Consider the following 24,547-nt stretch of genomic DNA (forward strand, 5'->3'; position numbering starts at 1 on the left):
GATGGCTCCCTTGAGCTAGTGCTTTTAATACGTTTAGTCTACGCAATTACATCATCATATAATGATGCAATTCGAGCCACCTCTAATACTATTCATTCACTATTAGTCCAAACTTTGACAGAAATAACTCATCGCATTAGCCTAAGTACACCGCCCACTATTGGAAACTATCATGAAGCCATTAATTGAACACATTCAAAATGCACCGAGCTTTGACTGGTTCGTCAAAAATTATCACTGTGAGCATGCCAATAATGAATTCACCTGTCCGTGGCACTATCACGCGGAATACGAATTAGTGTTGTATCTTGACCCAAACCACGCATTCCAAGGGAATTATTTTGCTGGTGATGCGATTGGGGAGATTCACCACAATACGTTATTGCTTTATGGGCCGGGGCTGCCACATATGGTGGCAGGGCGCAGCGTAAAACCAACTAACGATACACACCATACTCAAATCATCTGGTTCACCCATCACTGGATCGAGCGATTGCAAGCTCTATTGCCCGATTCACGTCACCTAAATAATTTATTAGTGAATTCTGCTTTTGGGCTCTCATTCAGTGTACAAACCGCTCAAAAAGTCTCACGATTGCTGTCTGATATGGATGGATTAGATCGCCACTATCAAGCGATAAAGATGATCGAGATCCTCGTGCTCATCGCCGATGATAATGAGATTAAAAAACTCTCCGCGACCGCTTACCGTTCGACAACCACTGAAGACAATGAGCTTAACCAACGTATTGAACGAGCCACACGCTATATCGAGACCTACTATGGAGACGCGATAAAGATCGCAGATATCTGTAAAAAGCTGCATATGAGCGAAAGCTCCGCATATCGAATGTTTGAAAAACACTATGGCATGAGCTTTTCAGAACATTTGAAGCAATACCGAATCGGTAAAGCCTGCGAGCTTCTCGCCAGCAGCCAGTTACCGATCTCTTTGGTTGCAGAAAAGACAGGGTTTAAGAATATCTCTAATTTCAACCGCCAGTTTAAACAGTTGAAATTAATGACACCCACAGACTTTAGACGGCGATTCAATTAAGACGAATCTTGTTGTTCAGTACACACCATTTGGTTTTTCATACTGAGGCAGTGAACACGTCTTCCGTTTCACCTCTTTAGTCACTTCCGCCAAAATACCTTGCTCTAATGCCCAGCGATGCCAATAGAGATCGCGTGCAAAACCATGCTCGGGTAACAAATCAACCAGTTCACCACTTATTAAGCGCTCTTCAATCATCAGGTCGGGCACCATGCCATAACCAATATCCAATTCGGCCATCGTCACAAATGCTTCTGGAGAGCGAAGGGTATGGTATCGCCATTGACCTTCTTTCAGTCCAAAATGCGCTTCTAGAAACCGATGATGCATTTCATCATATTGATCAAAAATCACCGCAGGCGCACTCATTAACGCTTCACTATTCACGCCATTAGGAAAATAGCGTTTAACGAAATTGGGGCTTGCCACACAGCGGTAAGTCAGTTGACCTAAATAGTCACAGCTGCACCCCGTTATCGGTTTCGAATCAGCACTGATGGCCGCAAGCACTTCACCACTGCGTAGTTTATCCAACGTGTTTTTTTCATCCCCTAGAACAATATTGAGCGAAACCTCGTGCTGACTTAAAACCGATTTCAATGCGGGAAGCAACCACAATGCCAAGCTATCGTGATTGCTCGCTAGCGCCAGTTCGGTAATATCCCGCTGGTTATCTGGCCACCATTCCTGCTCTAACAGCTTAACTTGTTTATACAGGCCAAGTAATTTTTGCCCCGTTTCTGTCGCTTTCGGGGGCACAGACCGTATCAGCAACGGCTGAGCCATAGACTGTTCTAACTGCTTGATTCTTTGCGAAATGGCTGACTGGGTAATGAATAACTTCTGCGCCGCCAAATCAAAACTGCCTAACGACACCACTGCGTCTAAAGCAGCTACTGCCTTGTAATCCACCATGATATTAGCTTTCCTTATCAAGGATTAATTTAATTAGAGTTACTTATTTTAGGTTATCCCATACTCTGTAATAAATGAAGTTAAGAAAATGAAACGGAGATAGGAATGAGTGCTTGGGTATGGCTACAAGGGTTTGGGATTGGTGCAGCAATGATCATCCCTATCGGTGCACAAAATGCATTTGTATTAAATCAAGGTATTAGAAAACAGCACCACTTAACCGCTGCATTGATCTGTGCGACCTGCGATGCTTTCTTGGTGTTTGGGGGAATATTCGGTGGTAGTAAATTGCTGTCAGCATCGCCATTAGCTCTTTCCATTATTACTTACGCCGGTGTTCTGTTTCTCACCTTTTATGGTTTAACTTCGTTATATCGGGCATGGAAAGCGAAGACTGAAACCTTAACGGTCACGGATAACAGCATGTCTCGAAAGGTTGTGATCAGTGCTACGCTCGCGGTCACCCTTCTAAACCCACATGTGTACCTTGATACCTTCGTTGTACTGGGGTCAATTGGCGCGAGTTATGCTCAACCCGACCGTCTTCCGTTCGCACTTGGAATCGTCGCAGCTTCCTTTTTTTGGTTCTTTAGTCTATCGACTATTGCTGCCAAGATGGCACCCATATTGAACCAACCTAAGGTGCAACAAGTCATCGATATACTGATTGGGTTCGTCATGATATTCATTGCGTGGCAGCTGTTTCAGTCCATTTAATCGACGCTGCTCACGCTATAAACCTGATAACTATCACTACTTTTTATCTGTGCTAGTGTAGTTTGCTCCTGCACTAAAGAGATGGATAAATGTACGCGGTAATCTTTAAAGCTGTAGCAGACAAACAAGATGAGCACTATTCAGACACCGTCGCCATCATGCGTGATCTTGCTTTTAAACAGTACAATTGTGTCGACTTCTACTCCGTCACCGAAGGTGATCAAGAAGTCGCAATTTCTTATTGGCATTCAGAAGAAGATATTAAAAACTGGCATAAAAATACGAAGCACAGGGTTGCACAAAACTTAGGTCGAGAGAAATGGTATAAATCTTACAGCGTAGAGGTCGTAGAAATCATTCGTAAGTACCATTTTGCAAACAATGAATAAGCGCGATAAAACGGACATCGAAGCCTATTGGCGTAAGAAAAATCAAAAGAGTATCGATGGGTTCGATACGGACATATTAGAACGTTCAGGCGTCACTGCCGAAGATTAAAGGAAATACATGACCAAGCTTTATTGTCTCTGTGGTTTTATCGGCTCAGGTAAAACCACCTACGCAAAACACCTTTCTAAGCAGCATTCTGCTTTTCGTTTCTCCATCGATGAATGGATGATCCCGCTCTACGGTGAGCACATGGAACGCGATGTATTTGATGCTCGGCTCAACACACTCCAGTCCCTATTTAAGCAGTCTGCGCTCGAAATGATCGAGCTTGGGCTGCCGGTAATCTTTGATTTAGGTTTGTGGAAAAAAACAGATCGTGAAGCGATGGCGCAGTGGGCAAAAAGCCACAACCTTGATTTTGAGCTTATCTATCTCGATGTGGATTTTGAAGTCTGCCAACAGCGGGCGCTCATACGGAATGCTACCCGAGGCGAACAGGCCTATGAGATGACACCAGACATGCTGTCACTGTTTTGGAGTTGGTTTGAAGTTCCATCATTTGACGAGACTATCACCCTAGTCAAACCTGCCACAAAGCCTAATTAGTCGCTCACTAAAAAACAATAGAATCAACTAACTGTTGGGCTTTGGATTCTCTATCAAAGTCCAGCATTCTACCTATAGGTTATGGCTAAATGGCTATAACGGCCGTTACTTTTATCAGCACTTAACATGTTTAGTTACAATCTTAATTCGATTCGAACTTAAGCTTTATAGATAATGGCGTTCCTATCATTATCTAGATATCGATGAATGCTTTCAGCTGCCTTATTCCACCCACTTTTTTTGCTTGCTCTGCTTTGGATTTACTTTTGTATCCAATTCGCTGGTTCGTTAAATTGGCAAGCATTGAGTGATGTGGGTGTCTATGGCTTAGTCTCGACTGCGATTCTCTTTCCTGCCGTTAGCGGGGATTGGGAGCAATTTAAAAACGCCAGTATCATCGTTTCAATTGCGACGGTCATTGGGTTAGTTGGCAAGTTTTTGATTGATGCAAAACGTCCTGATTTAAGCGGTAATGACAGCTTTCCATCAAACCACACAGCGAATGCGTTTGCAGCCTCTACTGCTCTATTAATGTGGCATGGCTGGCTAATTGGCCTGCTCTCTTATGGATTAGCATCACTCGTTGGTTTGGGGAGAGTCCGAGCACTTAAGCACCACTGGCGTGACGTTATCACTGGTTTGGCGGTTGGTTTAATAGCCGCAATGGTCGCGCTGAAAATCTTTTAATTGAGGTATCGAAAGCATCAAGATCTGACGCCTCTGCTAACTATCCATAACCTGTTTTCAAAGCAAATACTCATCACTTAGCTATGCCAAACGTAAAGATTGCTAACGACATTAAACGAGCTAGAGAAAGTGTTAGCTCGTTCTTCCTTCAACGTAAGGACATAGGCTAGTTACTCGCCAAAATATCCTTGATTAGTGTTTGTATCTAAAAGTATTTGTATCATCAATGATCTCTATCTTTATCGGTGCTAACCCGCCCTTAGTACTCGCAATTTTTCCAAATGACTTGTAAGAAAGGTCAATCACTCGGCCTTTCACAAAGGGACCGCGATCATTGATTTTGACATCGACACTCTTATTGTTAGCAGTATTGGTTACCCTAACAATGGTCCCAAAAGGTAAGGTTTTATGCGCGGCTGTATAGGCCCTCATATTATATCGTTCACCACTCGCAGTGAGTCTTCCGTGGTACTTTCTACCATACCAAGAAGCTTGCCCAACAAGCTCATGTGAGTTGGAATACACTCTTGTTTTTTGCGTATCGATGGCCGAGGCTGTAGAACAACCGGCTAATATAGCAACGATAATAAAGGTAAAGATAAAACGTAATTTTTTCATGCTACTTTGGGTCTCTTTTTTATTCATGTTTCTCCGTTTTGTTGCGATTGCTGGTTCACAATGCTGCTTGAAGCATTATCTCTTCGAGCCAAAACAGTCATCCGATAGGATTCACTTATTTTTTCATGGTCAATGTTTCATTAGGTCATGATTAAGAAAGGTTTTAGGGTTGAAAAGTCAATCTACATACATCGATTCAAAGACCTCACTTTATTCGGACAATGTGTCCTTCCAGTACGAAAGAGTGAAGAGTAATACAGTGTAAATATCACTGATATGGCAGGGCGACTAAAAACAAAAAGGCTGCATATGCAGCCTAAGTAGTGATTCAATGTAGAATTACGAACAGCGAATATTCTCGTTAATTAATACTGGTTAGTCAACGTACGCAACAGCAGAATTTGCTTCTTCGTAAATACAATCAACACCCGTCACATTCCCATTGGCATCTTGATATTGCGCGTAGACTTTCCAAAAATTGTTTCTACGCTGCCCTAACACCGTCACTCGAGTATTATTGCCATAAGTTGAAGCATTAGAGCCATCCCCTTTACCAAAGGACACTTGAAACTCTGTTTTAATCGCTTTCTGTATTTTTGAGCCATCAAAGTCGCCATTTGGTTGTACATGTAAAAACTCAAGGCCACCTCCTTTTGCTTTACGAATAGCAAAGGTACAGCCCGTCAACTGAGTGGTAACAAGGAAGTCAGCGGCATCATAATGCGTTACTTTTGAAATAGATTCTGGCTTAAGTTGCTCAAACTGAGAGACCGGAATATGGATACATTGCACTGCTTTTGCATTACTCGACAGCGCTGTCGTTGATAATCGCAAGCGCATCTCATTCATTCTAACGCCTTGATTTATACCGTAAGCGGTGTCCCCGAGGCTATATAGATAAAATTTAACCGTCCCTTTCTTTTGACCTGCACTACTAATCGACAGTGGGCAGCGATTCAAAAATTGTTCTAAATCTCGGTTCATTAGCTGAGCAGCTTGGTCTAACGTTAGTGGCATAAATCAGTCCTTTGTTATTATTTATGACAATGAGAAGTGTTTACCATTTCATTCGTACAACCATAAGCATATATGAACATATAAAATACTGCGATATTTGGACGCTAATCAGTGACGTTAGGTTTAATTAGGTGAAATTGTTAGAAACAAAATGTTTAATTCTGTCCCGATTCATTGATGTTCTACGCAATAGTGGTTGTTACCTCTCAACTCTCAACTCTCAACTCTCAAGCTAATCGTAGATTTTTAAGCTAGCTCTTCCAATTTCCTTTAACGAACTCAGCTTATATACATCGGTTCAAGTACTTAACCTTACTCATAAGAAAAGCGGTTAAATACGAAAGAGTAAACACGACAAGCGCGACGAAAGGGATATAAAGGTACACATCCACCCAAGCGAGCAACCACTCTTCGAACAACTCAATCGACTTAATAAATAAAGGATGGATAAGATAGATGCCGAAACTAAAGGCCGTAAACCTTTCTAACTTAACGTCTTTATCTGCGTACTCTTTGATAATGAAAAATAACGCGACAGAAGCAACGACAATATTGATGCTGAGGTAGGAATAAAAGTAGAGATGCGTGATGAAGTAGCTGCCAGTCACTGTGATTAATAAAGAGCTTATAAGCGCGATAAAGCACCAACTCGTGTTCGCCTTAATGTTGTATTTCGCGATATAGCCACCCAAACAGAAATAGCCTAAATAGCTTAGAAAATCATTGGTAAATAAGCTGACCTTAGCACTGAGTTCAAAATAAGTAAGCACAACGTTAGTCATCGCTGAAAGCATGGCCAGCCCAAAACATACGACGATAAAAGCCAGCATCTCTTTCTGAGTTATAGAATGAATGATGATTCTGATCAGTGGCGTCACCAAGTATAAAAACGGAATCATAAAGAGATACCAAAGGTGGTAATAAGGCTCACCCAAAGCCCACCCTCTCGCAACGGTGAAAAAGGCTGAAGAAACATCACCCTTTAGGTAATACTTCAATAGTACCCATAACGAATAAAACAGAGACCAGAATATTAGAGGGATCAGAATCTTTTTGACGCGCTTTTTAAAGAAGACAGTATTGGGCTCTTCTTTATTCAATAGAAAGTAACCACTGATCATAATGAAAAGAGGGATACACCACATAGTAAGCGAAGCGTAAACATTGCCGGCCCACCAACTTCGACTGCCAAAGATTGGATTAGTAACGTCAATATCACTAACAAAGTCTGAAGCAACATGTAGCAGAACAACGGCAAAAACGGAAAAGACTCGTAAGTTATTTGCCCACAAAATCGCACCTCTTTTCTATCGTCACTAATTCAACCCTCACTAACTCAATCTTCATCAACCCACCTAAAAATAAAAAGCCGAAGATTGAGAACATTCAATCTTCGGCTTTAGTTTTCACTATTAATTCGCTCGCTAATTCACAGTGTAAATCGTTTTTATTTCAATACGATAAAACCCTAAGAACAACACTATTTCAGCTTATAGAATACCGTTGCTAATGGCGGTATACGCAATGACAATGATTGAGCCAAACCTTGGCTTTCAACCGATTGTGTGACTGCGTTTTGATAAACATGATAATCGCTACCGTTGTAGTGGGCGTTGTCAGTGTTCAACATCAACTCGTACTCACCTTCGATAGGCATACCTAGCGTAAACTCATCTTGTGGTACCGGTGTGAAGTTACTCACGACCAATACTCGCTCACCATTTTCACTGATTCGCTCATGCGCTAGAACGCTGACATCTGAAGCATCTTGTAAACGCCATTCAAAGCCGCGTGGATCACTATCGAGTTCATGTAGAGCCAGCTCATTACGGTACAAGTGGTTCAAATCACGGGTTAGGTTTTGTACGCCTTGATGACGTTCAAACTCTAGCAAGAACCACTGAAGTTGATCATCATGATTCCACTCCGCGGTTTGCCCAATCTCTGCGCCCATAAAGTTCAGCTTCTTACCTGGCTGACCGTACATGTAGCCCATATAAGCGCGAAGGTTAGCGGTTTTTTGCCACTCATCGCCCGGCATCTTATCGTGAATAGAGCCTTTACCATACACCACTTCATCATGCGACAAAGACAATACGTAGTTCTCTGTGTGTGCGTAAATTAACGGGAATGTGATGGTATCGTGGTGGTATTGGCGATGAATCGGATCTTCTTGAATGTATGACAAGCTGTCGTGCATCCAACCCATATTCCACTTAAAGCCAAAACCTAAGCCGCCCATAAAGGTCGGTGCTGATACACCAGGGAAAGCCGTCGATTCTTCTGCAATCGTCATGGCGTTCGGGAAGTGTTTGTACACTTCTTCATTCATCCATTTCAGTGTTGCAATTGCATCGTAGTTTTCATTGCCACCATCGACATTTGGTATCCATTGATCGTGGCTACGCGAGTAATCGAGATACAGCATTGAAGCAACGGCATCAACACGAATACCATCAATATGGAACTGTTCAAACCAATAGAGTGCGTTCGATACTAGGAAACGACGAACATGCTCACGACCTAAATCGTAGATGTAAGAGCTCCAATCTTGGTGCCAACCACGACGTGGATCAGGATCATGGAATAACGGTGTCCCATCAAAGTTAGCCAAACCATGGTCATCAGACGGGAAATGAGCAGGAACCCAATCCAATACCACACCTAAACCAGCTTGGTGACACTGATCAACAAAATATTTGAAGTCGTCAGGGCTGCCAAAACGGCTGGTTGGTGCAAATAGACCAATTGGTTGATAACCCCATGAACCATAGAACGGGTGCTCTGAAACAGGCATCAACTCTACATGGGTATAACCTAAATCAACAAGATAAGGGACAAGCTCGGCTGCGAGGTCGCGATAATTTAAAAATTCGCCATTCTCATCGCGCTTCCAAGAGCCCGCATGAAGCTCATAAAAAGAAAGAGCATCACGGCGCTTCTCTGTTACTGGGCGAGTTTGCCATTGACTGTCTTGCCACTCATATCGGTCATGATTGTAAGTAACGGATGAGAATGAAGGGTGTTGCTCACTGTAGAAGCCCCAAGGGTCCGCTTTATGCGGTAAGCCTTCACCATTAGGCCCTTTCATTTCAAATTTGTATTGTGCGCCTTCTTCTAGATCTGGGATAAAGATGCCCCAAATACCGTAGTCTAAACGCTGCATCGGATGACGACGGCCATCCCAAGAGTTGAAATTACCCACTAAGCTACAGGCCGATGCATGTGGCGCGTAAACAAGAAAACGTGTGCCAGAAATAGATTTACCATCGCGCTCAAGCGTTACAAACTGCGAGCCCATCTGATGATACATCTCTTTCGGATTATGCAGCTCATCATAACCTGCGTATAGCGTGTGGTATTGATAAGGGTCATCAATCAGCTGCTCGGTACCCGCCCAGTTGACTGCAAGTTTGTAGTGAGTGAAACGAAGATCGCGAGACTGTTTTAAAACAAAACCTGAAGAGTCTTCACGCTCTAACTCTATTCTTTCCTCGCCTTCAATCACCAATTCTACGCTGTCTGCATCTGGCATCCATACTCGCAGTGCGCCTTGCTCTGCTGACAAATACGGCCCAATAAATGAGAATGGGTCAGCAAATGCCGCATGCGAAAGTTGGGTGTATGCCTGTGTAATTTTATTAAGCCCTGTTTGTTTCAACTTAAGTTCTCCTAACCTAACTTTCTACAATGTATTCCATACAACTCGTTGTGATCTAACTGTTCTTTATATAAGTAATTTTTATCGAATTACTTTTTGTATAATTTATTGTTTGTTAAATAAAAAAGCCCACTATTAAGCAGGCTTTAAAATTAGCAGATGTAGTTTACCGAACTCCAGTCTTTTTTAGAGTGACCGAGTTTATACTTTTCTACGCAACTGGTACTAAGAGTCACTAAAAACGTACAATTAATAATCTCTACCTTACTTTAGCACGAACTTCCGTTAATCGTTTTGTTATGCGATTAACACTTTCCCGAGCGAAAATCTCATCCAGATTCATAGAGAGCTTACGACGCCAGTTTGGATATTCATTCACCGTTCCCGGAATATTAACAGGCTGCTCCATCTCTAACCAATCTTCTAACTGTACACTGAGTAGCGATGATGAACCCGCAGCGACGTGAAGCTGAAGCGCTTCACTCAAATACGAATCCATTGGAACTTGAGACGCATCTCGGCCGATTCCTTCTGGTAAATAGCCATGCCAAGCCACAGAGTCAAGAATACCTTGCTTACATAACAATCGGTCTGAGTACAGCCCTTCTAGCTGATCTTTGTCTGGGTATAAGCCAATTTCATGACCCATTTTCAGGTCATCACAATGCCAGAAGCCGCGCAGTGTTGGCATATCGTGAGTACATAACGCAGACATAGACTGCTCGGCATAATGCGCCGGAGAAATAAAGCCGCCATCCTTTTTTGATGTTTCGAAGAAGAAGACTTTGTATGAGTTCACTCCAGCATCACGCAAGATGTCAACAATCTCATCTGGAACCGTCCCTAAATCTTCACCAATCACACTGCATTGGTGGCGATGAGATTCCAGCGCCAAAATAGCAAGCATATCTTGCACTGGGTAATAGATGTACGCGCCTTTCGTTGCGTCTTCGCCTTTTGGAATCCACCATAAACGAAGTAACCCTAAAACGTGGTCAATACGCAGTGAACCACAATGCTTCATATTCGCGCGCAGTAGTTTGATATACGCATCGTAGCCGGTCGCATGAAGTACTTGTGGGTTGAGCGGCGGCAGCCCCCAGTTTTGCCCTAACGGACCGAGAATATCAGGCGGCGCACCAATACTTGCATCTAAAACCAAACTGCCATCATCGGCCCACGTTTCTGAACCAGAATCGGCGACACCAACAGCAAGGTCACGATACAGTCCGACTGCCATGCCTTTCTCTTCAGCTAAGTTTTGTGCTTCGTTTATCTGCGTATCAGCAACCCATTGAAGGTACATATAAAGATGCACGCTATCTTGATTCTGCTTGATGTATTGTTGTACTTCCGCATTATCAAACTGACGATACGCTTCAGGGAAAACAGGCCATCCCCAAACATTCGTATCTTTTTCATGCAGTTCAATATGAAGCGCATCAAACGCCGCTTGATGAACCAAACTATCACCGCCCTGCTCGACGAACGATAAGAACGCTTGAGCGCGTTCGCTGTTTTTGTCTAAGTGGCGTGTCTTAAACTCAGCATATAGCATTGGTAGAACGGTATTTTTGAGCTCAGCAACTTCAGTGTAATTGACCCAGTGCGACTCACGCGCTTTTTGCAGTCGTTGTTGGAACTTAGCACTGCCAACCGTTTGCTGCGCTTCACTGCTTAATGCAAACTCAGGGACTGAACTTACATCAATATATAATATGTTTAACCATCGACGAGACGACGGGCTATACGGGCTTGCCCCTTCTGGATTAGCAGGAAAGAGCGAATGGATTGGGTTGAGCCCAACGAAATCACCGCCACGAGATGCGATATCAGCGACCAGTTGTTTAAGATCGCCAAAGTCACCAATGCCCCAGTTATGCGAGGTTCTCAATGTGTAAAGCTGAACACTCGGCCCCCACATTTTTTTACCAGCACTCATTGCCTCTTGCTTAAAGCAAGCTTGAGGAGTCACAATCAGCGACATTTCATAAGGCGATTTACGGCGCTTACGTGAAACGACCAACTTGTGATAACCCCACTCAAGATCGTTAGGTAGAGTAAATACTAAAGGGCCACCCTCTTTTCGTTCATCTCTTACGATTTGAGATTGAAGATAGCCTTCAAGTACGTCACCTTGTTCCGTCTCTAAACGCCAGCTAAACTCGCTTTCTCTCGCGCTCACGCCTAGGTTAAGTTCAACTTCTACTGGCTCTCCGTCACGAAGCACTAAAACAGGCTCTAGAACCGGTTTCTTATGTTTCTTTTCTGCTGATTTCAACAATGCAGCATCATTGCGTGTGTCATAGCCAAGTGAGTTTAATAAGCTTAATAGTGTCTCATCTTCTACTTTTGCTTCTTCACCCCAAGCACTGATGTAACTGTCAGCGAGTCGAGCCATTTCGGCGACTTGTTGTAATGCATTTTTATTTGTCATCGCTCTCTCCGAAGGTGTGAGTAACCTTCTCAACGTAGGGTTTATTCATTATTTAACCAGGGGTTAAACGAAACGAGCCAAGGCGCTCGAGACCTAAATAAGGTACGCCTTGGCTATTTATTTAAAATTAGCGTTTAACCGATTCTAATTTCCAAATGTTGTTCACGTAATCGCGAATTGAGCGGTCTGATGTGAACTTACCAACCAGTGCAGTATTAAGAATCGCTTTCTGCGCCCAACCTGCTTGATCTTTGTATTGTGTGCCCATGTCTTCGTGCGCTTTCACGTAAGATGCGAAGTCAGCAAGACATAGGTATGGGTCACCACCGTCTAGCAGGCTATCAAACGTGGCACGTAGAAGGCCCGGTTGACCTGGAGTGAACTCATCGCCAGTTAGTAGGTCTAGAGATGCTTTCAGTAGTGGGTCAGCATTGTAGTAGTCGTATGGGTTGTAGCCCTGTGCTTTCAGTGCTTGAACGCCATCAACGTCTAGGCCGAAGATGTAGATGTTCTCATCGCCAACTTCTTCACGAATCTCAACGTTCGCACCATCCATCGTACCGATAGTTAGAGCGCCGTTTAGAGCCATCTTCATGTTGCCCGTACCTGATGCTTCTTTACCAGCCAGTGAGATTTGCTGAGAAACGTCTGCTGCAGGGATGATGATTTCCGCCATGCTTACACGATAGTCAGGGATGAATACCACTTTAAGCTTGTTGCCGATACGAGGATCGTTATTGATCTTCTCTGCAATCTTATTAACTGCGAAGATGATTTCTTTCGCTAGGTGGTAACCCGGTGCTGCTTTCGCTGCGAAGAAACATACGCGAGGCTCACACTCGAAACCAGGTTCGTTAAGAATACGGTGGTACAGAGACAGAATGTGTAGCAAGTCTAGATGCTGACGCTTGTATTCGTGCAGACGCTTGATTTGAACGTCGAAGATAGCGTTAGTATCTAGCTCGATACCCATGTTCTCTTGAACCCAATCAGCAAGACGCTGTTTGTTTTCTTTCTTAACCGCCATGAACTCTTTTTGGAATGTCGCGTCTGTTGCAAACTTCGCGATCTCTTCGAGCTGTTCAAGTTTCGCTGGCCACTCTGTACCAATCTTGTCAGTAATCAGTGTCGATAGACCTGGGTTACAGAATTTCAACCAACGACGTGGCGTGATGCCGTTCGTTACGTTAGTCAGCTTACCAGGGAAGATTTCGTTGAACTCAGGGAACAAGTCTTTCTTTACCAGTTGTGAGTGAAGCGCAGCTACACCGTTTACTTTGTAAGAGCCAATCACACATAGGTTTGCCATGCGAACCATGCGGTGGAAACCTTCTTGGATGATCGACAACTTCGCTTGCTTCTCACCGTCACCAGGCCACATCTTGCGAACTTCTTGCATAAAGCGGTGGTTGATTTCAAAGATGATTTCCATGTGACGAGGTAGAAGACGGCTGATCAATGATTCAGACCAGGTCTCTAGTGCTTCAGGAAGTAGCGTATGGTTAGTGTAGGCGAACGTATGCGCACTGATTTCCCATGCTTGATCCCAAGTTAAGCCTTTCTCATCAATTAGAATACGCATTAGCTCAGGAATCGCGACCGTTGGGTGCGTATCGTTAAGCTGAATAGTTTCTTGCTTAGGAAGATCTTCCAACGAATAACCTGCCGCTTCGTGGCGACGTAAAATATCACGTACCGATGCTGCTGAGTGGAAGTACTGCTGCATTAGACGCAGAGTTTTACCCTTCTCGTGGTTATCGTTCGGGTAAAGTACCTTAGTGATGTTACCTGCATCGATAAGCGAGTGTTGCGCTTCGAAGTAGTCACCGTTGTTAAAGCTTGCTAGTGAGAATGGGGCGATTGCCTGACATTCCCAAAGACGCAGTGGATACACCGTGTTTGACTCGTAACCTACGATAGGTAGATCCCAAGGCATTGCTTTTACTTCCATTCCTGGAACCCAAGTACGAACTTCTTTACCGTCAACGAATTCAACTTCTACATGACCGTAAAAACCAATGTGTTGTGCTAGCTCTGGACGAGCAACTTCCCACGGGTAGCCTTCAACGCCACGCCATGCGTCTGGTGCTTCTTGCTGGCGACCCTCTTGGAAAGACTGTTTGAATAGACCGTATTCGTAGTGAAGACCGTAGCCTACTGTTGGGAATTCTTGAGCGGCACAAGAATCCATGAAACACGCGGCTAGACGACCAAGACCACCATTACCCAGTGATGGGTCGCGTTCTTCTTCTAAAAGATCCGTTAGGTTCTGACCTAGCTCTTCCATTGCATGAGTAATCTCTTCATACAAACCCATGCTGATCAGGTTGTTACCCGTTAAACGGCCAATGAGAAATTCTAAAGAGAGGTAGTTAACACTTTTTGCTGCTTTGATTTTTTCATCTTGTTCGGTTTGTAACAGATCAAACGTGGTTAATTCTGCAAGTGCACGCCCCATTGCTAGGTACCACGCACGGCTATCAGCATTTTCGAGCGTGTTCGCATAAGTTGCAGACAAATGCTTCTTCACGCTTTCTTGAAATGCGATCTTATTAAAATTTTTCTTTTGAGCAGGTTTCATTATAGAAATCTCACTTTATTGGTTTAATCCATCTGAGACATATCGTGCATCTACACGCTATTCAAAACATCCTCCTACTAGGGGTGAGTCTGAGGAGGAGTAGCTAGGGCGTAGAGGGGGTAGCCCTCAACTATCGGTGATCTAAATCTCACTAATTGATGTCAGCAAAAAATCTGTCGTGATTCGCCTCACATCACCCACACATTTACCCTACTCTGTATTCATTAAAAAAGTATCTACCCCCCATTAATTGAACGCTCAAAATGAGAAACAGATCGCATAGAAACAGTTATTCAACTGAAACTTTCATAAAAATCGGTACGCATTACACTTTAGTGACACGATAAAACCCGCACCAATGTGATTTAAGTCACAAAAACAAGGCGTAGATGCCATTTCTAACCTGTGGTACTGAAAAGTTGGCTTTGGATCACCAAAAGTGCTTAATGACTTCCAGTAGTATCCCCAAATAACGAAAGACAATTCATAATTATTACGGATGAAAACCATGTGGATTCCATCGAAATTAACTCGACCTGGTCGACTTCACAATGCGATTGTACGTCCTAGAGTCCTAGACTTATTACAACAAGCGCCTTGCTATAAGCTTGTGCTTTTTCGCTCCCCTGCCGGTTACGGTAAGACCACCATGGCATCGCAATGGTTGTCAGATAAACCTCATGTTGGTTGGTATAGTATTGATGAAAGTGATAACGACCCGTTTCGTTTCATCAACTATTTGCTGCAGGCATTAAATAAGGGCACCAATAACGCTTGCCCTAACGCACAAACTTTAGCGGAAAAACGTCAGTTCTCATCACTGCATTCGTTGTTTAGCGAAGTGTTTGCCGAGCTGTCTCACTTTCATCAAGAGTGCTATTTGGTGCTCGATGATTATCACTTAATCTCAGATGATGACATTCACGAAGCGATGCGGTTTTTCCTTAAACACATGCCGGAAAACCTAACACTCGTGGTGACTAGCCGAGCAGCGCCGCCACTAGGCACAGCCAACTTGCGTGTCCGTGATTTGATGATTGAAATTGGCAACGATCTACTGGCTTTTGATACGGAAGAGACAACTCGATTCTTCAATCAACGTGTTACTGAAGGCATTGATAACGACACCGCCAAGAATCTGCAAACGTACGTTGAAGGCTGGCCTTCTGCCTTACAATTGATCGCCCTACAAGCTCAGCATCAAAAGCGCACTTTAGCTCAATCGGCTGAATCTGTATCTCAATTCAATCACGCTCACCTTTGGGACTACCTCGTGGAAGAGGTGTTTGATCTCCTTGATCAAGAGACTCGTCAGTTCCTATTGCAATGCTCTGTGCTTGACCACTTTAACGACGAGCTCGTCAGTGCTTTAACGGAACGCGATGATGCACTGAGCATGATTGAATCGCTCAATCGATATGGCCTGTTCATTTACCCACTGGAAGATGAACAAAACTGGTATCGCTTCCATAACCTATTTGCGGAATTTCTTGCTCATGAACGCATGGCACGCATTCCGCAAAAAGAACAACAATTGCATAAAACCGCCGCTCAAGCATGGTTGAAGCTTGAATCACCACATCAAGCACTGCAGCATGCTCAAAAGGCGAAAGACAGCCAGTTAGTTGCCACCATATTATCGAGCTACGGCTGGAAAATGTTTAACCGTGGCGAGTTGCACGCACTTGAAGATGCCATTAAGACCCTTGAAGCCACACAGTTATACAGTGAACCAAAACTCTGTATGCTCGAAGCTTGGTTAGCCCAAAGCCAGCATAGATATAATGATGTGGGTGATTTATTGGCGAAAGCTGATGAGCAAATGAAGCGACACAGCGTGAAGTTATCCAACAAAGAGCAAGGCGAGTTTAACGCCCTTCGAGCTCAAGTTGCGATTAATCAGAATGAACCTGAAAAAGCGCTAGAACTGGCTGAACTGGCCTTGAGCCAACTTGATCATACCGTCTATCGCAGTCGAATTGTGGCTACGTCGGTGGTCGGTGAAGTCAACCACGTACTCGGTCATCTTAGCCGAGCACTGCCAATGATGCAGCAAACAGAAAAGCTGGCTCGTCAATACCAGGTCTATCATCAAGCCCTTTGGGCAATGCTTCAACAGAGCGAAATTCTTATTGCACAAGGCTATGTTCAAGCAGCCTTCGAGGTTCAAGATAACGCCTTTAAATTGATTGAAGAGCATCAGTTACAGCACGTACCAATGCATGAATTCTTACTGCGTTTACGTGCACAAGTGTTCTGGTGTTGGAATCGATTAGATGAAGCGGAAGAGTGTGCATACAAAGGGTTGGATGTACTCGGGAATCATGAGTCTAGTAAGCACTTACATAGCTACTCAATGCTGGCACGTATCGCGATTGGCCGTGGAGAACTAGATAAAGCTTCAAAATTTATCGACCATATTGTGCATTTGTTAAAGCAGTCCACTTACCACGTTGACTGGACAGCCAACGCGTCACTGTCACTGATCTTGTTTTGGCAGGCTCGCGGAGATAAGGACGCCATTCGTCAGTGGCTCGATACTGCCGTTAGGCCAGAAGAAGCGTGTAACCATTTTACGCAACTTCAATGGCGAAATATCTCACGTGCTTACGTCAATCTTGGAGAATATAACAAGGCACAAGAGACGTTAGCATTCATACAAACCGAAGCAAACAAAGCGCAATTATTGACGGATATTAATCGAAACTTAATTGTTGAAGCGGTTCTCTCGGTGAGCCTAAATGATGAAGACGAAGCGAAAAGCAAGCTCAAGCAGGCCTTAGAGTTAACCAACCAAACGGGGATATTAGGAAACTTCCTTGTGGATGGTGGAAAGATAGGTCACCTGCTAGAGAAGCTTAGCAATAAATCTGAGCTAGGCGATCTTGAGCGCCATCGAGCTCAGCAGTTAACCAAAGATATCTCAACTACGCAGCGTAGCCGCTCAGTTCATTTTGATGAGGACTTTGTTGAAAATTTAGTTAACCATCCGAACATTCCTGAACTTGTCAGAACGAGCCCACTAACTCAACGCGAATGGCAAGTGCTCGGGCTTATCTATTCGGGCTTTAGTAACGAACAGATTGCTCAAGAGCTCGATGTTGCCGGCACGACGATTAAAACGCATATTCGTAACCTGTACCAAAAGCTTAATATTGCCAATCGCAAAGAAGCGATTACCACAGCAGAGAACCTACTTAAATTAATGGGGTACTAAAACGAGCAACACCTTTAGAGCCTTTCACTCGAAAGGCTCTGGTGATGAAGTTCACGTAAAGCCAGTCAACACACGTTAATTTCCCAGCAGTTGCTGCTTAGCCCAGTCACTAAGAACCTTAAACTTAGTACGAGTCTCCATCCCCTTTGGACAGACTAAATCATAGCCCTTCCCTGAAGGTACCATCTCAAACGGGGCGATCAGCTCGCCACTATCAATCATAGGCTGAACAAACTCCAATCGACCTAATGCTACGCCTAAGGAGTACCTTGCTGCATCCACCGCAATTTTATTATCACTATAGTGATCACAGCGTTTTGAAGCATCAATACCAAGGTCCATTTCATCCAGCCAGTATTGCCATGCACTGGCGTCACCACTATGAATAATCTGTGCGTTGACCAAATTTTCTGGGTCTGCTTGTAAATCAAACTTATTCGCGTAATCACGGGTACACACGGGGGTTCTTCCCCCTTCAAACAATCGCTCACTGTAGTGGTTGGCATAATGGCCTTCACTGTAAAAAATAGCGACGTCATATGGCTCAAACTGAAAATCACTTTGAGTCTGCTTGGTTTGTAACTTAATACTCAAATTAGGATATAAGGTTCGAAATGAACCTAGCCTTGGTATTAACCAGTCCGAGGCAAAATAGTGAGAAGTCGCGATGTAAAGCTCCCCACTAAGCTCTCCGGTTTGAATATCCATTAACTCAGAAAAAATAGATTCAAATGAGGTATTGAGCATAGCTAAAACTCTTTCCCCTTCCGGTGTTAGCTCTAGCTTACGCGTTTTACGTATAAACAAACTAAAGCCTAACTGCAGTTCAAGCTTCTTAATTCGGTGGCTGACTCCCCCTTGAGTTAAAAAGAGTTCGGTTGCGGCATGGGTAAAGCTTAAGTGCTTCGCCGCAATACTAAAGGTATGTAACAACGAAAGCAGTTGTTGTTTGTTAGAAAGAAGCTCCATGCATTAGCCCTGCTATTTTATAATGGCGTATAACTGGTTTGTAACACATATAGTGATCACTTTAAATTAGAACACGTAATCCAACAGAGACGAAAAGGTAACGAATATGACTACACAAAAGAATCTAAAAGTTGTCGTGATTGGTGGTGGTTCTAGCTATACCCCTGAATTAATTGAAGGTTTGATCAATCGTCAGCACGAACTGCCTATTACAGACTTATGGCTTGTAGATATTGAAGAGGGCATGGAAAAAGCGCAAATAATTGCGGATTTGACCAAACGTATGATCAGTAAAGCAGGTTATAACATCACAGTCCGCCTAACCACCGACCGAAAAGCGGCCTTAGAAAATGCTGATTTCGTTTGCTCGCAATTCCGCGCTGGCCGCATTGAAGCACGACTGCGTGACGAGCGTATTGCTCTTAAATACCAGATGATTGGTCAAGAGACGAACGGTCTTGGTGGCTTTTCAAACGCCTGCCGAACCATTCCAATCGCTCTAGAAATCGCGGAGGAAATGGAAAAACTGTGCCCAGATGCGTGGTTACTCAACTTCACCAACCCATCAGGAATGGTAACTGAAGCACTGACCAAATACTCTAAAATCAAAACGGTTGGCTTATGTAACGTGCCAGTGAATATGGAGCGTGGTGCAGCCGAAATGCTTGGCGTTGAACGTAAAGATATTACGATGCAAATCGCAGGGCTTAACCATTTAGTTTGGGCTCGTAAAGTACTCCATGATGGAAAAGATAAACTAGGTGAGCTAACAGAAGCACTACTTACAGGCGAAGATAAAATGACGCCCAAGAACATTCCACCTTTCCAATGGGACGCAGGACTTATTCGTGATTTAGGAATGGTGCCATGTGCTTACCTTCGCTATTACTACCAATCTCGCGATATTCTGAGTAAAGAATTCGCCGCTTCTGAAAGCAAAAGCAATCGTGCTGATTTGGTTGCCAAAGTGGAAGCTGAGCTATTAGAAATCTACCGAGACCCTACATTAGACACTAAACCACAGCTTCTTGAAGAGCGTGGCGGTGCTTATTACTCAGAGGCAGCGTGTGAGCTAATGAGCAGTATTTACAACAACAAACGCACCATCATGCATGTCAACACTCGTAACAACGGCGCTATTCAAGGCCTGCCAAATGACTGTGCGGTTGAAGTCAGCTCTGTTATCACAAGCAGCGAAATCATTCCGCTACGTGTTGAACCTTTTGATACCGATACACTACGTCTTATCCAACTAATGAAAGAGTTCGAGACGCTGACGGTTAAGGCCGCTATGACTGGCGACATTAATGCGGCCAAACGAGCACTCATTCTAAACCCTATTGTGGATTCTGGGTCACATATTCAAGAAGCCTTAGAAGAGACCGTTCGCGAAAACATCGAATTTATGCCAGCGTTTGCACATATTCTGGAAAAATAGAACAGCCGAATGTAAATTGTTTTAATTAAAGAATATTAAGAGTGACCACTATGAAATTAATCATGAATGCAGACGATTTTGGCCTAACACAAGGGGTAAACAACGCCATCGCTTCGTGCTTTAAGGCTGGCATTGTTAAGTCGACCACCATTATGATGAATCAAGAAGCAATAGACCATGCAGCAAGACTGTATCATCAAGGGTTGATACCTGAGGTTGGGCTTCACTTTACAGTGACAACAGGCAAACCGATATTAAGCCCAAAACTTGTGCCTTCACTGGTTGATGAGAATGGTAACTTTCATGATAAATCAGTCTTAATCCATAAAACGGACATTTGCGAACACGAGGTGTATCAAGAGTTAGCGGCGCAATATCAATCGGCCATCGATGCGGGTTTCAACATCAACCATATCGATAGCCATCACTTTGGTGGTGTTTACCCTGCACTAAAAAGCGCCTTTGTTCGTTTTGCTAATGAGATAAAGCTGCCAGTAAGACGCATAGATAATATCGTTGCAGGTCAACAAGGCTTAAACGTCGTCACACCCGATATTTTTGATATGCGCTTTTTCGATTCAGGTGCCACAGCAGAAAGTCTCAAGCAGTATCTGTTAGAGCATAAACAGAACTATCCGAGCGGTGTGGTCGAATTTATGTGTCATCCATCGGTTGAACACGATCAAGCACTTCCTTCACTGTCAGGTTACACCGACTTGAGAGCGAGAGAGCTTGAGATACTCTGCTCAACGGATCTGAAAGATTGGCTTAATGAACAAGATATTGAATGTGTTGGTTTTGATTACTTAGCCAAAATGAACAAGACACAATAGAACGGGTCACATTAGCACTGCTGATAATATTCGACCCATAATAAAAAACGCCTTAACACGAATGTTAAGGCGTTTTTTAAAATCTTGAAAGCTTGGCACCTGGAGACTAGGAGCGAGATGAAGCATCTCAAATCATAATGAGATTAGAATTTTTTCGGAGCAAAACCAGTCATCACATCAATACGGAGTGCTTTACCCAGTTTCGTCATTGGGTGAACAACTACTAGACCTTTTACTGACTTCTTCAACTTACCCATATCAGCCTGCTCAGCTTTTGTAATTTCACGGTAAAAAGGCATATCTGAAAGCTCTTTACGCTCTTTATTTAGATCATAATCTTGCTTATGTTTAAGTTGAGCAACCTTTTTAGTTAGCTTCTCAATTTCATCCGTAAACTTTGAGATCATAGCGCTATCGCCACGAGATTTTGCCGCATCTAACTTAAACTTACATTTATCTAGGCGGTGATTTAATTGTTGTACTTCTTTTTTTGAACTCATGACTCATGACTCTTGGATGAACTTTGGGCGCGGAGTATATCACACTCTTGTTGTGAGCCATAATTAGATCTTTCTCTCAAATTTTTCTTAGTAATCCATCAGTTAAACTACACTATTCATGAATACGTCTATTTATTCGACGCGAGATAGGGACTTCTCAGTACTCATTAACAAGGAAACTAATGTCATGCGAAATACAAAAGTAATCGGTTTGTTTCTAATCGTTATGTGTCACTTTTCAACAGCTTGGGCTTCAGGTCCTCTAATTATCAAATATCTACCAGCCGACGAAAAAGAAGAAAAAGAAGCCCTAAGCGTTATAAAGCAGAGTGAATTAAATGAGTTAGTCGTCGAACTGTCTAATAGCTATTTCCCTTTTAATGAAACGGCTACAATCCAATATGGCGGCGATGAAGGCCCAATGTACGATCCTGAAATACGAACGATACACATCCCTTATACATTTTATCTTCAAACCCTCGATTACTTTACTAAAAATGATTATCAAAAGAAATTTGATAAAGATCCCCAATATGGAGCGTTAGATACCCTTTTACATACCATTTTGCATGAAGTTGGCCACGCATTTGTCCATGATCAAGCGATCCCAATTTTAGGTAAAGAGGAGGATGCCGTAGATAACTTTGCCACACTAATAATGATTAATTACCTCGAAAATGGCGCAGACTCAGCAATCAGCGCTGCTGATATGTTTGCCTTTGAATCTGAAGATCGACCAGACTATTACGATTTTGGAGAGTATATCGACGAGCATAGCTTTGACTTACAACGCTACTTTTCAACACTTTGTTTAGTCTATGGTAACGATCCCGAGACTCATAAAAACCTTTTAGACGAGGTAGAAAACGATTACTTATCAGACCGGAAAGAGTTTTGTGAGTATGAGTATCAAAACCTCTCAAATAACTGGTCGCGCTATTTAAAAGAGGAGTAAACTGCGACTTATATACATTCAGTCACTCACCAACTACCAGCTTTGAATAAACCATATATGTGTGCCTTTTCACAGTATTAATTATTGAAAAAGCACACTTTTCTATGAGTGAAGTGCAACACTTTACATCAATTGTGACCCCACCAAGAGTCTAGAACTAATTACGTCTTAGTTATTAAAAATTGTCTAATATTAGTTTTATAACTCTATAAAAAATCGACAGAGGAATACACCTCTGCTGGTGTTACAGGAAGTACTTATGAACTTATCAATTCGCAACCGCCTCTACATACTATCCATTGTCCCGCTGCTCGTTATCGCTGCTGGCATGATGTGGTTCACTTATTTAAAAACCACAGACTTTAACCAACAGCAACTTGAGCGAACCCATGCAAGCATGATGGAGATGAAACAAAAAGAGCTTAAAAGTTACCTGCAAATAGCTCGCTCCTCACTTGATCCTTTGTTAGCAAAAGGTATGTCACTTGATCAAGCCCTTCCTACTTTGAAAGCGATGGAGTATGGCGAGTCAGGCTATATCTTCGCTTACGATTCAAAAGGCGTTCGAATAGCGGTAGGTAAGGGAACAAAAGGCATTGGTGATAACTTTTTCAACTTACAAGACAAGCAAGGTAACTACCTCATTCAGGACCTGATCAAGAATGCCAAAACCGGTCAATTCACAACCTATTACTTCCCCAAACCCGGCCAATCAGAAGCTCTGCCGAAACTGAGCTATTCAATGTTTATTCCAGAATGGGACTTGATGATTGGTACTGGTTTTTACACCGATGATATTGACGCCATTATCGAAGAGATGGACCACTCAGCAATTAGTGCTCTAAACGATAGCTTGATGGCGATTGTGTTGTTCTGTGTGATGATTGCGGTTCTTGTTGCCATCTTTGCTATTTTTGTTACGCGCAGTATTTTGCACCCGATTGATGTACTCGATAAGTCCATTGGCTCATTTGCTAGCGGTGACGCAGATCTGACTGCCCGAATGGAAGCATTTAAAATTCCAGAATTTGCCAATTTAAGTAAGAACTTCAATATTTTTGTAGAAAGCCTACAAAACATCATTCGTAATGTCAGTGATGTAGGGCTACAAGTGGTGAATGAAACCAATGATATGTCGAACCGAGCTGCTCAAGTAGACGAACTCGCTTCAGGACAGCGTGAAGAAACGGAACAAGTAGCCACAGCCATGACCGAGATGACAACCACGGCAGGCGAAATATCAAACAATGCCAGTAACGCTGCAGGCTCAGCTAACGAAGCTGAAGATAACGCAAAAGAGGCTCAGCAGATTGTAAACTCAGCCGCCAACTCTGTTCGAGAGCTCGCACAAGAGGTATCTGAAGCAAGTGGCGTCATCTCTGAACTCGAAAACGATGTGAAAAACATTTCAACCTCTCTAGAAGTCATTCAAGACATTGCCGAACAAACTAACCTATTAGCCTTGAATGCTGCTATTGAAGCTGCTCGTGCGGGTGAACAAGGCCGAGGCTTTGCCGTGGTGGCCGATGAAGTACGTAAACTGGCAAGCCGAACTCAAGAGAGTACAGGTGAGATTCATGCAATGATCGAGCAGCTAAAATCGGCCTCTGATGCTGCCGTTAAAGCGATGGACTCTAGCCAAGCTCGTGGCGACAGTACCGTAAAAGAAGCCAATGCGGCGGCGGAAGCTTTGGTGAAGATTCAAGAGTCGATAGCAACGATAATGGACATGAATTCACTTATTGCGACAGCAACAGAAGAGCAAAGCATTGTTGGACAAGAGATATCGCAACGTATTGTCGTCATCTCAGATCAAAGTAGCCAATCGGCTGATTTAGCCAATCAAAATCGTTCAGGTAGTCAGCAATTGAATGGGCGAGCCAATGAACTTTCTGATCTCGTAGGTCGATTTACCGTGTAGCGACCACTTAGAAAAAGGGGCACGGTCT

At 43.3% G+C, this 24,547-nt stretch carries 19 protein-coding genes; 10 read left to right on the plus strand and 9 right to left on the minus strand.

Annotation, left to right across the window (positions count from 1 at the left end):
- Positions 1–172: 172 nt before the first annotated feature.
- Positions 173–1,057 carry an AraC family transcriptional regulator gene (locus KP803_RS14005; RefSeq protein WP_248009464.1) on the plus strand — a complete coding sequence of 295 codons (885 nt, stop codon included), beginning with the start codon at positions 173–175 and terminating at the stop codon, positions 1,055–1,057.
- Positions 1,058–1,072: 15 nt separating this feature from the next.
- Here the strand turns inward: KP803_RS14005 and KP803_RS14010 are convergent, their stop codons facing one another.
- The gene (locus tag KP803_RS14010; protein ID WP_248009465.1) at positions 1,073–1,972 is read right to left on the minus strand and encodes a LysR family transcriptional regulator ArgP; all 900 of its coding nucleotides are present in this window, start codon (positions 1,970–1,972) and stop codon (positions 1,073–1,075) included.
- 105 nt (positions 1,973–2,077) lie between these two features.
- Here KP803_RS14010 and KP803_RS14015 point away from each other — a divergent pair, with 105 nt between their 5' ends.
- The 4 genes from KP803_RS14015 to KP803_RS14030 all read left to right on the plus strand — a co-directional run bounded on the left by KP803_RS14015 (position 2,078) and on the right by KP803_RS14030 (position 4,372).
- On the plus strand, positions 2,078–2,689 hold the full coding sequence (locus KP803_RS14015) for a LysE/ArgO family amino acid transporter (protein ID WP_248009466.1): 612 nt from the start codon (positions 2,078–2,080) through the stop codon (positions 2,687–2,689).
- Positions 2,690–2,778: 89 nt separating this feature from the next.
- Entirely contained in the window at positions 2,779–3,078 is a 300-nt protein-coding gene (locus KP803_RS14020; protein WP_248009467.1) for an antibiotic biosynthesis monooxygenase family protein, read from the plus strand.
- Between the two features lie 118 nt (positions 3,079–3,196).
- Entirely contained in the window at positions 3,197–3,685 is a 489-nt protein-coding gene (locus tag KP803_RS14025) for a P-loop nucleotide/nucleoside kinase family protein (protein WP_248009468.1), read from the plus strand.
- A gap of 207 nt (positions 3,686–3,892) precedes the next feature.
- Entirely contained in the window at positions 3,893–4,372 is a 480-nt protein-coding gene (locus KP803_RS14030) for a phosphatase PAP2 family protein (protein WP_248009469.1), read from the plus strand.
- Positions 4,373–4,564: 192 nt separating this feature from the next.
- Here KP803_RS14030 and KP803_RS14035 read toward each other — a convergent pair whose 3' ends face one another.
- The 6 genes from KP803_RS14035 to KP803_RS14060 all read right to left on the minus strand — a co-directional run bounded on the left by KP803_RS14035 (position 4,565) and on the right by KP803_RS14060 (position 14,686).
- On the minus strand, positions 4,565–5,017 hold the full coding sequence (locus tag KP803_RS14035; RefSeq protein ID WP_248009470.1) for a septal ring lytic transglycosylase RlpA family protein: 453 nt from the start codon (positions 5,015–5,017) through the stop codon (positions 4,565–4,567).
- 348 nt (positions 5,018–5,365) lie between these two features.
- A complete protein-coding gene (locus KP803_RS14040; RefSeq protein ID WP_248009471.1) occupies positions 5,366–6,007 on the minus strand; it encodes a hypothetical protein in 642 nt (213 codons plus the stop codon).
- Positions 6,008–6,291: 284 nt separating this feature from the next.
- Positions 6,292–7,299 (minus strand): acyltransferase, encoded by a 1,008-nt coding sequence (locus KP803_RS14045; RefSeq protein ID WP_248009472.1) that lies wholly within the window; start codon positions 7,297–7,299, stop codon positions 6,292–6,294.
- A gap of 188 nt (positions 7,300–7,487) precedes the next feature.
- Positions 7,488–9,668, minus strand: a complete 2,181-nt coding sequence (gene glgB, locus KP803_RS14050; protein ID WP_248009473.1) for a 1,4-alpha-glucan branching protein GlgB — start codon at positions 9,666–9,668, stop codon at positions 7,488–7,490.
- Between the two features lie 259 nt (positions 9,669–9,927).
- Positions 9,928–12,105, minus strand: a complete 2,178-nt coding sequence (gene malQ / locus KP803_RS14055) for a 4-alpha-glucanotransferase (RefSeq protein ID WP_248009474.1) — start codon at positions 12,103–12,105, stop codon at positions 9,928–9,930.
- Positions 12,106–12,232: 127 nt separating this feature from the next.
- On the minus strand, positions 12,233–14,686 hold the full coding sequence (locus tag KP803_RS14060) for a glycogen/starch/alpha-glucan phosphorylase (RefSeq protein WP_248009475.1): 2,454 nt from the start codon (positions 14,684–14,686) through the stop codon (positions 12,233–12,235).
- A 508-nt stretch (positions 14,687–15,194) separates the two neighbouring features.
- Here KP803_RS14060 and malT point away from each other — a divergent pair.
- Complete coding sequence (gene malT / locus KP803_RS14065) at positions 15,195–17,903, plus strand: HTH-type transcriptional regulator MalT (protein ID WP_248009476.1); 2,709 nt, start codon at positions 15,195–15,197, stop codon at positions 17,901–17,903.
- A gap of 75 nt (positions 17,904–17,978) precedes the next feature.
- On the opposite strand, the gene KP803_RS14070 is transcribed toward malT, so the two are convergent.
- On the minus strand, positions 17,979–18,872 hold the full coding sequence (locus KP803_RS14070; RefSeq protein WP_248009477.1) for a LysR substrate-binding domain-containing protein: 894 nt from the start codon (positions 18,870–18,872) through the stop codon (positions 17,979–17,981).
- A 106-nt stretch (positions 18,873–18,978) separates the two neighbouring features.
- Here KP803_RS14070 and KP803_RS14075 point away from each other — a divergent pair, with 106 nt between their 5' ends.
- Positions 18,979–20,310 carry a 6-phospho-beta-glucosidase gene (locus KP803_RS14075; protein WP_248009478.1) on the plus strand — a complete coding sequence of 444 codons (1,332 nt, stop codon included), beginning with the start codon at positions 18,979–18,981 and terminating at the stop codon, positions 20,308–20,310.
- Between the two features lie 50 nt (positions 20,311–20,360).
- On the plus strand, positions 20,361–21,143 hold the full coding sequence (locus KP803_RS14080; protein WP_248009479.1) for a carbohydrate deacetylase: 783 nt from the start codon (positions 20,361–20,363) through the stop codon (positions 21,141–21,143).
- Between the two features lie 143 nt (positions 21,144–21,286).
- On the opposite strand, the gene KP803_RS14085 is transcribed toward KP803_RS14080, so the two are convergent.
- On the minus strand, positions 21,287–21,643 hold the full coding sequence (locus KP803_RS14085) for a YibL family ribosome-associated protein (protein WP_248009480.1): 357 nt from the start codon (positions 21,641–21,643) through the stop codon (positions 21,287–21,289).
- Positions 21,644–21,830: 187 nt separating this feature from the next.
- On the opposite strand from KP803_RS14085, the gene KP803_RS14090 reads away from it, so the two are divergent.
- Positions 21,831–22,598 carry a DUF4344 domain-containing metallopeptidase gene (locus tag KP803_RS14090; protein ID WP_248009481.1) on the plus strand — a complete coding sequence of 256 codons (768 nt, stop codon included), beginning with the start codon at positions 21,831–21,833 and terminating at the stop codon, positions 22,596–22,598.
- A gap of 259 nt (positions 22,599–22,857) precedes the next feature.
- Positions 22,858–24,519, plus strand: a complete 1,662-nt coding sequence (locus KP803_RS14095; RefSeq protein ID WP_248009482.1) for a methyl-accepting chemotaxis protein — start codon at positions 22,858–22,860, stop codon at positions 24,517–24,519.
- Positions 24,520–24,547 lie beyond the last annotated feature (28 nt).

Source organism: Vibrio amylolyticus (assembly GCF_023145695.1).
Lineage (GTDB): Bacteria > Pseudomonadota > Gammaproteobacteria > Enterobacterales > Vibrionaceae > Vibrio > Vibrio amylolyticus.

Coding starts and splice junctions, on each gene's coding strand:
- KP803_RS14090 (WP_248009481.1), top strand. CDS start 21,831: ATGCGAAATACAAAAGTAATCGGTTTGTTTCTAATCGTTATGTGTCAC.
- KP803_RS14020 (WP_248009467.1), top strand. CDS start 2,779: ATGTACGCGGTAATCTTTAAAGCTGTAGCAGACAAACAAGATGAGCAC.
- KP803_RS14015 (WP_248009466.1), top strand. CDS start 2,078: ATGAGTGCTTGGGTATGGCTACAAGGGTTTGGGATTGGTGCAGCAATG.
- KP803_RS14080 (WP_248009479.1), top strand. CDS start 20,361: ATGAAATTAATCATGAATGCAGACGATTTTGGCCTAACACAAGGGGTA.
- KP803_RS14025 (WP_248009468.1), top strand. CDS start 3,197: ATGACCAAGCTTTATTGTCTCTGTGGTTTTATCGGCTCAGGTAAAACC.
- KP803_RS14075 (WP_248009478.1), top strand. CDS start 18,979: ATGACTACACAAAAGAATCTAAAAGTTGTCGTGATTGGTGGTGGTTCT.
- malT (WP_248009476.1), top strand. CDS start 15,195: ATGTGGATTCCATCGAAATTAACTCGACCTGGTCGACTTCACAATGCG.
- KP803_RS14030 (WP_248009469.1), top strand. CDS start 3,893: ATGCTTTCAGCTGCCTTATTCCACCCACTTTTTTTGCTTGCTCTGCTT.
- KP803_RS14040 (WP_248009471.1), bottom strand. CDS start 6,007: ATGCCACTAACGTTAGACCAAGCTGCTCAGCTAATGAACCGAGATTTA.
- KP803_RS14010 (WP_248009465.1), bottom strand. CDS start 1,972: ATGGTGGATTACAAGGCAGTAGCTGCTTTAGACGCAGTGGTGTCGTTA.
- KP803_RS14085 (WP_248009480.1), bottom strand. CDS start 21,643: ATGAGTTCAAAAAAAGAAGTACAACAATTAAATCACCGCCTAGATAAA.
- KP803_RS14060 (WP_248009475.1), bottom strand. CDS start 14,686: ATGAAACCTGCTCAAAAGAAAAATTTTAATAAGATCGCATTTCAAGAA.
- malQ (WP_248009474.1), bottom strand. CDS start 12,105: ATGACAAATAAAAATGCATTACAACAAGTCGCCGAAATGGCTCGACTC.
- KP803_RS14005 (WP_248009464.1), top strand. CDS start 173: ATGAAGCCATTAATTGAACACATTCAAAATGCACCGAGCTTTGACTGG.
- KP803_RS14070 (WP_248009477.1), bottom strand. CDS start 18,872: ATGGAGCTTCTTTCTAACAAACAACAACTGCTTTCGTTGTTACATACC.
- KP803_RS14035 (WP_248009470.1), bottom strand. CDS start 5,017: ATGAATAAAAAAGAGACCCAAAGTAGCATGAAAAAATTACGTTTTATC.
- KP803_RS14095 (WP_248009482.1), top strand. CDS start 22,858: ATGAACTTATCAATTCGCAACCGCCTCTACATACTATCCATTGTCCCG.